Annotated in this window: 12 protein-coding genes; all 12 read left to right on the plus strand. The window is 67.1% G+C overall.

All coding sequences use genetic code 11. The annotated features are described in order from the left end of the window. Positions 1 to 671 (plus strand): helicase HerA-like domain-containing protein (locus tag AC1D0P_RS14760; protein WP_477677428.1); only part of this gene is annotated, 671 nt, incomplete at its 5' end. Between the two features lie 246 nt (positions 672 to 917). After that, positions 918 to 2,141 (plus strand): GTP cyclohydrolase II, encoded by a 1,224-nt coding sequence (locus AC1D0P_RS14765; RefSeq protein ID WP_477677439.1) that lies wholly within the window; start codon positions 918 to 920, stop codon positions 2,139 to 2,141. Further along, positions 2,134 to 3,426, plus strand: coding sequence for a URC4/urg3 family protein (locus AC1D0P_RS14770; RefSeq protein WP_477677429.1), 1,293 nt, complete (start codon positions 2,134 to 2,136; stop codon positions 3,424 to 3,426). Before AC1D0P_RS14765 ends, AC1D0P_RS14770 begins: the two co-directional genes overlap by 8 nt. Before the next feature lie 73 nt (positions 3,427 to 3,499). Next, positions 3,500 to 4,141: a uracil phosphoribosyltransferase gene (gene upp / locus AC1D0P_RS14775; RefSeq protein ID WP_477677430.1), complete on the plus strand. Its 642-nt coding sequence runs from the start codon at positions 3,500 to 3,502 to the stop codon at positions 4,139 to 4,141. Between the two features lie 171 nt (positions 4,142 to 4,312). After that, positions 4,313 to 5,317, plus strand: coding sequence for a BMP family protein (locus AC1D0P_RS14780; protein ID WP_477677431.1), 1,005 nt, complete (start codon positions 4,313 to 4,315; stop codon positions 5,315 to 5,317). A gap of 25 nt (positions 5,318 to 5,342) precedes the next feature. Next, positions 5,343 to 6,308, plus strand: coding sequence for a 5'-methylthioadenosine/S-adenosylhomocysteine nucleosidase (locus AC1D0P_RS14785; protein WP_477677432.1), 966 nt, complete (start codon positions 5,343 to 5,345; stop codon positions 6,306 to 6,308). A 133-nt stretch (positions 6,309 to 6,441) separates the two neighbouring features. Further along, a complete protein-coding gene (locus AC1D0P_RS14790) occupies positions 6,442 to 7,992 on the plus strand; it encodes an ABC transporter ATP-binding protein (protein WP_477677433.1) in 1,551 nt (516 codons plus the stop codon). Then, the gene (locus tag AC1D0P_RS14795; protein WP_477677434.1) at positions 7,989 to 9,059 is read left to right on the plus strand and encodes an ABC transporter permease; all 1,071 of its coding nucleotides are present in this window, start codon (positions 7,989 to 7,991) and stop codon (positions 9,057 to 9,059) included. The genes AC1D0P_RS14790 and AC1D0P_RS14795 overlap by 4 nt, the downstream gene beginning before the upstream one ends. After that, a complete protein-coding gene (locus AC1D0P_RS14800) occupies positions 9,056 to 9,988 on the plus strand; it encodes an ABC transporter permease (RefSeq protein WP_477677435.1) in 933 nt (310 codons plus the stop codon). The genes AC1D0P_RS14795 and AC1D0P_RS14800 overlap by 4 nt, the downstream gene beginning before the upstream one ends. After that, complete coding sequence (locus tag AC1D0P_RS14805; protein ID WP_477677436.1) at positions 9,988 to 10,722, plus strand: GNAT family N-acetyltransferase; 735 nt, start codon at positions 9,988 to 9,990, stop codon at positions 10,720 to 10,722. Before AC1D0P_RS14800 ends, AC1D0P_RS14805 begins: the two co-directional genes overlap by 1 nt. Before the next feature lie 71 nt (positions 10,723 to 10,793). Further along, positions 10,794 to 11,252 carry a hypothetical protein gene (locus tag AC1D0P_RS14810; RefSeq protein ID WP_477677437.1) on the plus strand — a complete coding sequence of 153 codons (459 nt, stop codon included), beginning with the start codon at positions 10,794 to 10,796 and terminating at the stop codon, positions 11,250 to 11,252. A gap of 23 nt (positions 11,253 to 11,275) precedes the next feature. Further along, on the plus strand, positions 11,276 to 11,540 hold a 265-nt coding region (locus AC1D0P_RS14815; RefSeq protein WP_477677438.1), incomplete at its 3' end, for an amidohydrolase family protein.

Below are 11,540 nucleotides of genomic sequence, written 5' to 3' on the forward strand. Positions count from 1 at the left end.
TCGAACTGGTGGTTCGCCTGGTGCGCTCCAAGGGCGTCGGCGTGTATTTCGTGACGCAAAACCCGCTGGACATCCCCGATTCGGTGCTGGCCCAGCTCGGCAACCGCGTGCAGCACGCGCTGCGCGCCTTCACGCCGCGCGACCAGAAGGCCGTCAAGGCCACGGCGCAGACCATGCGGCAAAAGCCCGGCCTGGACATCGAGACCGCCATCACTGAACTGGCCGTCGGCGAAGCGCTGGTCAGCCTGCTCGACGCCAAGGGCCGGCCCGGCATCACCGAACGCGTGTATGTGCTGCCGCCCGGCAGCCAGATCGGCCCCATCACACCGGCGCAGCGCCAGGCCCTGCTCCAGGGTTCGCTGGTCGCGGGTGTCTATGAAAAAACCGTGGACCGCGAATCGGCCTACGAAAAGATCAAGGGCCGCGCCGAAGTGGCGGCGACCGAAGCCGCAAAGGCGCCCCAGGGCGGTGCGGCCGGCACCAGCGACTCCGGCGGCATCATGGGCGGCCTTAACGACGTGCTCTTCGGCACCACAGGCCCGCGCGGCGGCAAGCACGACGGCCTGGCCCAAAGCATGGCCAAGTCCGCCGTGCGCACCATGGGCTCGGCCGTGGGCCGCGAGATCATCCGCGGCGTGCTCGGCAGCATTTTCGGCGGCAAGAAACGCTGAGGCGAATTCCCTCTCCGCCCCCTCTTTCTCCCTCTCCCCCGGGGAGAGAGGGGGACGTGAGGGCCAGCGGCCTTTGAACACACGCGGTGCAACGTCCAGCGCCGCAGGCCCCCATCCCAGCCTTTCCCCAGCGGGGGAAGGAGCAATACCGCTGTCGCAAATTGGCGACCCGGTGCGTGCCGGGCTTGTCAAGCCTCCGGTCCTCAATCCTCCCCGCYTGCCTCACCGGCGTCCCCCGCCTCCCACATCAGGCTGACCTCGCACGCCGGCGGCTCCGGTGCGCTGCCCATCCAYTGGGGCGCGGCCACACCCGCCGAACGCGGGCCGGTGGTCGGCACCACCACCAAACGCAGCCACCGCAACGTCATCGGCACCCACAGCGGCTCCTACAGCGTCTACCGCGCGCTCGCCATCGCTTCGGGCGCACTGTCAGCCAAACACAAGGCCGATCTCACCAACACCTCGCCCACCGACGTCATCGGCCCCTACCCGCAGTGGAGCGAGCCCGGCCGCATCGTCGCCATGGACCCCTGGGGCGCCACCGTGGCCGACGTCTTCTCGGCCGAACTGGCCGCCGGCTACGACATACGCCCGACCATCGCGGTCACGCAGGCCCACGTCATCCTGCCCGAAGTGATTGAAGCCTTGCAGTCCGGCCGGCTCAAGGCCGATGGCAAATACCTCACCGCCGGCGGTGCGGCCATGGTGACCAAGGTGGCCGTCGAGCCGGTCTGGTACCTGCCCGAGGTGGCCCGGCGCTTCGGCTGCGGCGAGACCGACCTGCGCCGCGTGCTGTTCGAGGAAACCGGCGGCATGTACCCCGAACTCGTCACGCGCAGCGACCTGGAAGTCTTCCTGCCTCCCATAGGCGGCCTCACCGCCTACATCTTCGGCAAGCCGCGCGACCTGGCCAACCCCGAGATCGAACTCACCGCCCGCGTGCACGACGAATGCAACGGCTCGGACGTCTTCGGCTCCGACATCTGCACCTGCCGTCCCTACCTCACGCACGCCATCGAGGAATGCATACAGGGCGCGCAGCGCGGCGGCGTCGGCCTGGTGTCTTACTTCCGCAAGGAAGGCCGCGCGCTCGGCGAGGTCACCAAGTTCCTGGTCTACAACGCCCGCAAGCGCCAGGTCGGCGGCGACACCGCAGACCAGTATTTCGCCCGCACCGAATGTGTGGCCGGCGTGCAGGACATGCGCTTCCAGGAGCTCATGCCCGACGTGCTGAACTGGCTGGGCATCCGGAAAATCCACCGGCTGGTCTCCATGAGCAACATGAAATACGACGCCATCACGCGCGCCGGCATCGAGGTCGTCGAGCGCGTCAACATCCCCGACCACATGATCCCCGCCGACGCCCAGGTCGAGATGGATGCCAAGATGGCCGCCGGCTACTTCACGCCCGGCGCCGTACCCGATGCCGAGGAACTCAAAAAAGCCAAGGGCCGGGGGCTGGATGCYTGAAGCCACCACGCCTCCTGTCAATGCCGCATACACCATCGCCGGCAACCTGCGCGGCATAGGCGCCGCCACCGAACTGCGATCCACCGCCACCATACGCGCGCGCGCCGCCGCCCTGCTGGCCCGCGCGCGCCGCGGCGAATCGGCCTGGTTCAGCGTCAACGACGGCGCCCTGTCCACCGCCGCGGGCCTGGTCGCCGAGATCACGCGCGCCCGCTATCCAACCCTGGACATTCCCTACCACTCGCGCTGGCGGCATTTCGAGGCCGGCGGCATCGACCGCCCAGCCCTGCYCAGTGAAGCGCTGGGCTCCGCCACGGCGGCCGGCCGCGCACGCGCCCAGATCGACCTGGCGCTGATCAGCGTGCTGCTCGACGCCGGCGCCGGCCCGCAATGGCGCTACCTCGAAACCGCCCAGGGCGAACGGCCCGGCTGCGAATACAGCCGCTCCGAAGGCCTGGGCGTGGCCAGCTTCCATGCCTTCATGGCCGGCATGTTCTCCAGCGACCCGCAGTACCCGCTGCAGGCCGATGCCGCGGGCCTCAAGGCCGTCACCGCCGAACAACTCGCCGCCGCCTTCCAGGTCACCGAGGGCAATCCGCTGATAGGCCTTGAAGGCCGCGCCGCGCTGCTGCGCCGCCTTGGCCAGGCCCTGCAAGACCAGCCCGCGCTCTTCGGGCCGCGCGGCCGCCCCGGCCACCTGTTCGAGGTGCTGGTGCTGCCCGGCAAAAACACCGTCGAGGCGCATGAACTGCTGTCCATCCTGCTCACCGGCCTGTCGTCCATCTGGCCCGCGCAGAACCTGCTGGGCAGCATCCCGCTCGGCGACTGCTGGCGGCACTCGGCGGCCGGCGAGGCCGACGGCGGGCCCAGCCAGGGCTGGATGCCCTTCCACAAGCTTTCGCAGTGGCTCACCTATTCGCTGCTCGAACCCTTTGAATGGGCCGGCGTGCAGGTCAATGGCCTGGACGCCCTCACCGGCCTGCCCGAGTACCGCAACGGCGGCCTGTTCCTGGACGCCGGCGTGCTGCTGCTCAAGGACCCGGCCCAGGCCGGCCGCCTGCACCAGGCCGGCGACGAACTGATCGTCGAATGGCGCGCGCTCACGGTGGCCCTGCTCGACGAACTCGCGCCGCTGGTGCGCGAGCAGTTAGGATTGACCGCTGAACAGATGCCGCTGGCCTGTGTGCTCGAAGGCGGCACCTGGGCCGCGGGGCGCGCGCTGGCACAGCAATTGCATCAAGGCCTGCCGCCCCTGAACATCGAAAGCGACGGCACGGTTTTCTGAAATTTTTCCGGGAAGCCTGCCGGGAACAAGAGCGACGACAAATAAAGACAAGACCACAGAGGCACACACGCACATGACCATCCAGCCCAGCAAAGTCCACCTGATAGACCATCCCCTGGTGCAGCACAAGCTCACCCTGATGCGCCGCAAGGACGCCTCCACCAACACCTTCCGCACCCTGCTCAACGAGCTCAGCATGCTGATGGCCTATGAGGTCACGCGCGACATGCCCATGCAGGACATCGAGATCGAAACCCCGCTCGAAAAAACCACCTCAAAGGTCATAGACGGCAAGAAGCTGGTGTTTGTCTCCATCCTGCGTGCCGGCAACGGCATCCTCGAAGGCATGCTCAGCGTGGTGCCCGGCGCGCGCGTGGGCCACGTCGGCCTGTACCGCGACCCGAAGACGCTCACGGCCGTCGAGTACTACTTCAAGATGCCGCATGACATGGAAGAGCGCGACATCGTGGTCGTCGACCCCATGCTGGCCACCGGCAACTCGGCCATCGCGGCCGTCGAGCGGCTCAAGGAACTGAACCCCAAGTCCATCAAATTCGTCTGCCTGCTGACCTGCCCCGAAGGCATCAAGGCCCTGCAGGCCGCGCATCCCGACGTGCCCATCTACACGGCAGCCATTGACCGCGAACTCAACAGCCATGGCTATATCCTCCCAGGCCTAGGCGACGCCGGGGACCGCATCTTCGGCACGAAATGAGCCCCCACGGTCGCTCACTGCGTGTAGCTCCCTGCCCCCCGAGGGGGCCGCTGCGCCTGCGGCCCGGCAAAGCCGGTTCCGCGGCCCCTGCTTGGAAAAGCGGGAACGGTGATCTCTTGATTTTTTGCCGCTGTTTTTCCTGAACCTGAACCCACCAACCCGGAGAGTCCCATGTTTCAAGCCTCCCGCCTCAAGCGCCGCCAACTCGTGCTGCTGGCCACCGCCGCCGCCATCGCACTGCCCGGCCTGGCGTTTGCCCAGGCCAAGACCAAGGTCGCCGCGCTGTACACCGTGCCCTTCGAGCAGCAATGGGTCAGCCGCCTGCACAAGGCGCTGAAAGCCGCCGAGGCGCGCGGGGAGATTGAATACAAGGCCACCGAGAACGTCTCCAACGCCGACTACGAACGTGTGATGCGCGAATACGCCACGGCCGGCAACGCGCTGATCGTCGGCGAAGCCTTCGCCGTCGAGGCCGCGGCCCGCAAGGTCGCCAAGGATTTCCCGAAAGTGTCTTTCCTGATGGGATCGTCGGGCAAGCCACAGGCGCCCAACTTCTCGGTGTTCGACAACTACATCCAGGAGCCGGCCTACCTGAGCGGCATGATCGCCGGCGGCGTCACCAAGACCAACAAGATCGGCATGGTCGGCGGCTTCCCGATTCCCGAAGTCAACCGCCTGATGAACGCCTTCATGGCTGGCGCCAAGGAAACCAACCCCAAGGTCGAGTTCAGCGTGAGTTTCATCAACAGCTGGTTTGACCCGCCCAAGGCCAAGGAAGCCGCCTTCGCGATGATCGACAAAGGGGCCGACGTGATGTACGCCGAACGCTTCGGCGTCAGCGATGCCGCCAAGGAAAAAGGCAAGCTCGCCATCGGCAACGTCATTAACACCCAGGACAAATACCCCGACACCGTGGTGGCCTCGGCCCTGTGGAATATGGAGCCCAGCATCGACCGCGCCATCAAGCTCGTCAAGGAAGGCAAGTTCAAGGCCGAGGACTACGGCCCGTATTCGATGATGAAGTACAAGGGTTCCGAACTGGCCCCGCTGGGCACCTTCGAGAAGAAGATCCCCGCCGACATCGTCGCCAAGGTCAAGGCCAAAGAGAAAGACATCCTCGACGGCAAGGCCACCATCAAGGTCGACGACAACCAGCCCAAGTCCACGACCAAATAATCGCTGAACCCGAAAGGCGCGCCGTATGCATTTTGAGTTTGACTTGCGGCGCATCTTTTCGTCCCGGCTGTCGGCTTTTGTCGTCATCGGTTTTCTGGCCCTGAGCCTGGCCGGCTGCGCCACCCGGCCCGCCGCCGGCACGCCGGTGCGGCTTGACGAAACACCGCGCATCGCCGTGATGTCAGCCTTCCAGCCTGAACTCACCCTGCTGCTGCTGCAGCTGCAGGCGCCCGCGCGGCACCGCATCAACGGCGTCGACTTCCACACCGGCACGCTGCAGGGCAAGCCGGTCGTGCTGTTTCTCTCCGGCATCAGCATGGTCAACGCGTCCATGAACACGCAACTCGTGCTGGACCGCTTCAACATCCACAGCATCGTCTTCAGCGGCATCGCCGGCGGCGTCAACCCCGGCCTGCACATCGGCGACGTCAGCGTGCCGGCCCAGTGGGGCCAGTACCTCGAGGTATTGATGGCGCGCGAAACCGCGCCTGGCAAATTCGCCATCCCGCCGCGCATGGAAGCCCAGACCCTGGCGCCCTACGGCATGCTGCATCCGCGCCCCGTCGAAACCCGCACGGCCGCCAGCCCGGCGCCGGTGCGCAAGTTCTGGTTCGAGGTCGACCCGCGCATGCTGGCCGTGGCCCGCGGCCTGGGCCCTATCGCGCTGGAGTCCTGCAATGCCGGCGTCTGCCTGACGCACAAGCCGCAGCTCCTGGTCGGCGGCAACGGCGTCTCCGGCCAGGCCTTTGTCGACAACGCCGCCTTCCGCGAATACACCTTCAAGACCTTTGGCGCCAATGTGCTCGACATGGAAACCGCCGCCGTCGGCATGGTGGCCTATAGCAATGGCGTGCCCTACATTGCGTTTCGCTCCCTCAGCGACCTGGCCGGTGGAGGGGACGGCGCCAATGAGATGGTGACCTTCATGAATATCGCCGCGGACAATTCGGCGAAAGTATTGCTGGCGTTCCTCCTGGCATGGACACCCTGAGGGGCTTTTCACTCCCTCTCCCCCTGGGAGAGGGTTGGCGTGAGGGCCTGCGGCCTGCAAACACACACGGCGCAACATCAGACGCCGACGGCCCCCATCCCAGCCTTCCCCCAGCGGGGGAAGGAGTCATACCGTGACAGCCGCTCCCGTCCTTCGCCTCAGCGGCATCACCAAACGCTTCGGCCCGCTGCTCGCCAACGACGCGATCTCGCTGGACCTGCAGGCCGGCGAAATCCTCGCGCTGCTCGGCGAGAACGGCGCCGGCAAGTCCACGCTGGTGTCCATCCTGTTCGGCCACTACACGGCCGACGAAGGCAGCATCGAGGCCTTCGGCCGGCCGCTGCCGCCCGGCAACCCGCGTGCGGCACTCGAGGCCGGCATCGGCATGGTGCACCAGCATTTCACGCTGGCTGACAACCTTAGCGTGCTCGACAACGTGATGATGGGCAGCGAGCCGCTGTGGCAACCGTTCTCGCGGCGCGGTGCTGCGCGCGCGAAGCTGCTGGACGTGGCGCAGCGCTTCGGCCTGCCGGTCGCGCCCGAGGCCAAAGTCGGCAGCCTCTCGGTCGGCGAACGCCAGCGCGTCGAGATCCTCAAGGCCCTGTACCGCGGCGCGCGCATCCTGATCCTCGACGAACCCACGGCCGTGCTGACACCGCAGGAGAGCGAGGCGCTGTTCGACACCCTGGGGCAAATGGTGGCCCAGGGACTGTCCATCATCTTCATCAGCCACAAGCTGGCCGAGGTGCTGCGTGTCTCGCAACGTGTGGCCGTGCTGCGCGCCGGCAAGCTGGTGGCCCAGGCGCCGGCCGCCGGCACCAGCCAGGCACAGCTTGCGCAGTGGATGGTGGGCCATGCCGTCGCAGCCGCGCAGCGCCGGCCCGCGCCGGCCACGGGCGCAGCCGTCTGCACACTCAACAACGTCAGCACAGCTGATGCCGGCCGCGACCGGCTCGACAGCGTCTCGCTGCAACTCAAGGCGGGCGAGATCGTCGCGATTGCCGGCGTCTCAGGCAACGGCCAGCTCGCGCTGGCTGAGCTGCTGTGCGGCATGCGCGAAGCCAGCCGGGGCACGGTGAGCTTGCTGGGCCAGCCTTTAAAAGCCTCGCCTGCCTGGCTGGTGACGCAAGGCGTGGCGCGCATCCCCGAAGACCGGCACGGCGTCGGTGTCGTCGGCGACCTCAGCGTCTGGGAAAACGCCGTGTCCGAGCGCCTGCGCAGCCAGGCGTTCTCCCAGGCACTGTGGGTCAAGCGCCAGGCCGCCCAAGCCCATGCGGCGCGCATCGTGCGCGAGTTCGACGTGCGCGGCGGCGGGCCGCACACGGCGGCCAGGTCGCTTTCCGGCGGCAATATGCAAAAGCTGATCCTCGGTAGAGCGCTGGTGTCTCCTTCGACAGAAACCGCACCCCAGCGGCCCAAACTCATCATCGCCCACCAGCCGACCTGGGGCCTGGACATAGGCGCGGTCGCCTATGTCCAGCAGCAGCTGATCGCCGCGCGCGATGCCGGCGCGGCCGTGCTGGTGATCTCCGACGACCTCGACGAGGTCATCGCGCTGGGCGACAGGGTCGCGGTCATGCATGCGGGCCGGCTCACCGAGGCCTTGCCCGGCGAGGCCTGGACGCGCGAAGCGATTGGCCTCGCCATGGCTGGCGCCCAAGCCGGGCATGAGGTGCCGGCATGAGACTCGAGAAACGCAGCGAGGTCTCCAAGCTTGCCCTGCTGCTGGCCCCGATAGGCGCGATCGCCTTCACGCTGCTGGTCAGCGCGCTGCTGGTGCTGTGGGCAGGCGCGCCGCTGGGGCAGACCTACAGCCTGCTGTTCAAGGGCGGCTTCGGCTCGGTCTTTGCGCTCAGCGAAACCCTGACGCGCGCCATCCCGCTGATCCTGACCGGCCTGGCCGCCACCGTGGCCTTCAAAGCGCGCCTCTTCAACATAGGCGCCGAAGGCCAGCTCTATGCCGGCGCGCTGGCCGCCGTGGCCGTGGGCGGCCTGCATGGCGGCACCGGCTTTGAGCTGCCCGTCTGGCTGCTGTTCGGCCTCATGATGCTGGCAGCGGCACTGGCCGGCGCCCTGCTGCTGCTGGGGCCGGCCTTGCTGAAAGCGCGGCTGGGCGTCGACGAGGTGGTCACCACCCTGCTGCTCAACTTCGTGATGCTGCTGTTTGTCTCGGCCATGCTCGACGGTCCCATGAAAGACCCGACCGCCATGGGTTGGCCGCAAAGCGTGGCGCTGCTGGGCGACCTGGAGCTGTCCAAACTGATCGAGCAGACGCGCATACACACCGGCTTGTTCTGGGCCTGCGGCCTGGCCGTGGCGCTGTGGGCCTTGCTCAAATACACGGTGCTGGGTTTTGACATACGCGCCATGGGCGCCAACGCCAGGGCGGCAGCCTTCGCCGGCGTCCCCGTCACGCGCACCGTGGTGCTGGTCGCCTTGCTCTCGGGCGCGCTSGCSGGSCTGGCSGGCGCCATCGAGGTGGCCGGCCGCACSAGCTACGTCACGCTGGACATGTCGCCCGGCTACGGCTACACCGGCATCGTGATCGCCATGCTGGCCGCGCTGAATCCGCTGGGCGTGATCGCCGCCGCCGTGTTTGTGGCCGGCGTGCTGGTAGGCGCCGACACCATGAGCCGCGCGGTCGGCGTGCCCACCTATATCGCCGATGTGATTGTTGCGGCTTCGTTGATTTCGGTGCTGGTGGCGACGCTGATGACGCAATACCGGCTGGTGTTGGGGCGCAAGCCATGACTGAGATGCTTGACATCTTGACCGCCGCTCCTTTCTGGATAGCGGTATTGCGCATCGCCACACCGCTGATCCTCGGCACCCTGGGCGTGCTGCTCTGCGAACGCGCCGGCGTGCTCAACCTAGGCATCGAAGGCATCATGGTGGCAGGCGCTTTCAACGGCTGGCTGGCCGTGTACGCCGGTGCGCCGCTGTGGCTGGGCGTGGCCGTGGCCGCGCTGACCGGCGCCATCTTCGGGCTGCTGCATGCCTTCCTCACCGTGGGCCTGGCACTCTCGCAGCACGTCGCCGGCCTGGGCATCACCCTGCTGGCGACCTCGCTCAGCTATTACGGCTACCGCGTGAGTTTCCCCAAGGTCGACACGCCGCCCACCGTCATGCCGTTTGCGCCCATGCACTGGCTCGACGGCACGGGTTTGGACATCCTGGCCGCGCAAACCCCGCTCACCTTGCTGGCGCTGGCCCTGGTGCCGCTGGTCGCCTGGCTGCTCTACCGCACGCCGGCCGGCCTGGCCATCCGCATGGTCGGCGAGAACCCCCAGGCCGCCGAAGGCCAGGGCGTCTCGGTCGCGGCCACACGCACGGCGGCCATCGTCGCCGGCTCGGCCCTGATGGGCGTGGCCGGCTCTTTCCTCACGCTCTCGGCCTTTAACGCCTTTTTCTTCAACATGGTCAACGGCCGCGGCTGGGTCTGTGTGGCCCTCGTCGTGTTMGCCTCGTGGCGGCCCGGCAAGGCGCTGCTGGGCGCCCTGCTGTTCGCGTTTTTCGACGCGCTGCAGCTGCGCCTGCAGACCTCGGGCCTGGTCAACGTGCCCTACCAGGTGTATTTGATGCTGCCCTACCTGCTGTCCATCCTCGCGCTGGTGCTGGTGGCACGCAAGGCGGCGTATCCTCAGGCCTTGATGAAACCGTACCGCAAGGGTGAGCGCTGATGCGCAGCCGCCAACCGGAAAGCGCCGACCCGGCCTTCCTCAATGAAAAAACCGCCCGCAAACAAGCCGAGCGCCAGTTGCTGCTGGACGCGCTGGGCGGTAGCATCGAAGCCGCGCCCATTGAATGGGTGCCCGGCAGTGCCATCACCATCGCACCGGCCTTGCTGGCCAGCTCGCGCCTGCAGCTGCGCCCCTGGAAAGAGGCCGACCGCGAACCGTTTGCGGCCATGACGGCCGATACCGAGGTCATGCGACACTTTCCGGCCGTGCTCACGCGTGAGCAAAGCGACGCCTGGATAGACCGCATGAGCCGCAAGATCAGCGAGCGCGGCTGGGGACTCTGGGCCCTGGACTACCTGGCCGAAGGGGCGAAGGCGCCGCAATTCGCCGGCTTCACCGGCCTCAACATTCCAGACCCGCAATTTCCGCTCGGCCCTTGCGTGGAAGTGGGCTGGCGGCTCGCGCGGCGTTTCTGGGGCCTGGGCCTGGCCAGCGAGGCGGGCCGTATGGCCTTGCGCGCCGGCTTCGAATCCCTGGGCCTGGAAGAGATCGTCGCGATGACAACGCTGCGCAACACCCGTTCGCGCGCCGTCATGCAGCGCCTGGGCATGCAGGAAAGCCCTGACTACGAATTCGACCACTGGGCTTATCCCGCGGACAATCCTGAACGGCGCTGCTGTGTGTACCGCCTGCCTCGCGCGCACTGGGCCGCGAACCCGCAAAATCGCAGCTGAAAGGCCCACGCCATGCCAGACCTCCTCGTCACCCACGCCTGGATGAAACCGTATCGCAAAGGAGAGCGCTGATGACGAGGACCACCACCCCTCGGGGCGCGCTGCTGGCGGCCTTGCTGGCGCTGGCCTGCGCCAATGTGCAAGCACTCGGCAGCAACTACAGTTACGACACATTCAAGACACCCGACGCGGTCAGCTGGGTACAGATGTGCGGGACATGGGGCAAGGACAAGCAGGGGACCTATCGCGTTCTGCACGCCGACCAGTACGCACAATCTTTTCTTTATGTTCAGTGGATGGCACGCGACGCCAACGGCAGCCTGCATGCCGAGCACACGGTGGGGATTACGGAGATGAACAACGACCACTCGGAGATCACGCTCAGCGGCCTCAGCTGCCGCGCAACGCCGAGCGGCATCGTGCTCACGGCGCGCGCCTCCTCAGGGCATGACGACAAGCTGCGCCGCATCACCATCGAAGTCGGTCCGGCCGACGGCCAGTACCGCTACCGCGCGCAACGCGCCCGCTGACACCCCACACAAGGCCCATCGCCATGCTAGACCTCCTCATCACCCATGCCACCCTGCCCGACGGCCGCAGCAACATGTCCATCGCCGTGCAAAACGGCAAGATCACCGCCGTCGAGCCCGGCCTGCAAGCACCCGCCAAGGAAACCATAGACGCCGCCGGCTACCTGCTAAGTCCGCCCTTCGTTGACCCCCACTTCCACATGGACGCCACGCTGAGCTACGGCCTGCCGCGTGTCAATGAAAGCGGCACGCTGCTCGAAGGCATCGCGCTATGGGGCGAACTCAAAC

Source organism: Polaromonas sp. P1_G2 (genome assembly GCF_056405515.1).

Excerpts from the sequence above, each read along its gene's own strand:
- AC1D0P_RS14805 (WP_477677436.1), top strand. The coding sequence starts at position 9,988 with ATGCGCAGCCGCCAACCGGAAAGCGCCGACCCGGCCTTCCTCAATGAA.
- AC1D0P_RS14785 (WP_477677432.1), top strand. The coding sequence starts at position 5,343 with ATGCATTTTGAGTTTGACTTGCGGCGCATCTTTTCGTCCCGGCTGTCG.
- AC1D0P_RS14780 (WP_477677431.1), top strand. The coding sequence starts at position 4,313 with ATGTTTCAAGCCTCCCGCCTCAAGCGCCGCCAACTCGTGCTGCTGGCC.
- AC1D0P_RS14810 (WP_477677437.1), top strand. The coding sequence starts at position 10,794 with ATGACGAGGACCACCACCCCTCGGGGCGCGCTGCTGGCGGCCTTGCTG.
- upp (WP_477677430.1), top strand. The coding sequence starts at position 3,500 with ATGACCATCCAGCCCAGCAAAGTCCACCTGATAGACCATCCCCTGGTG.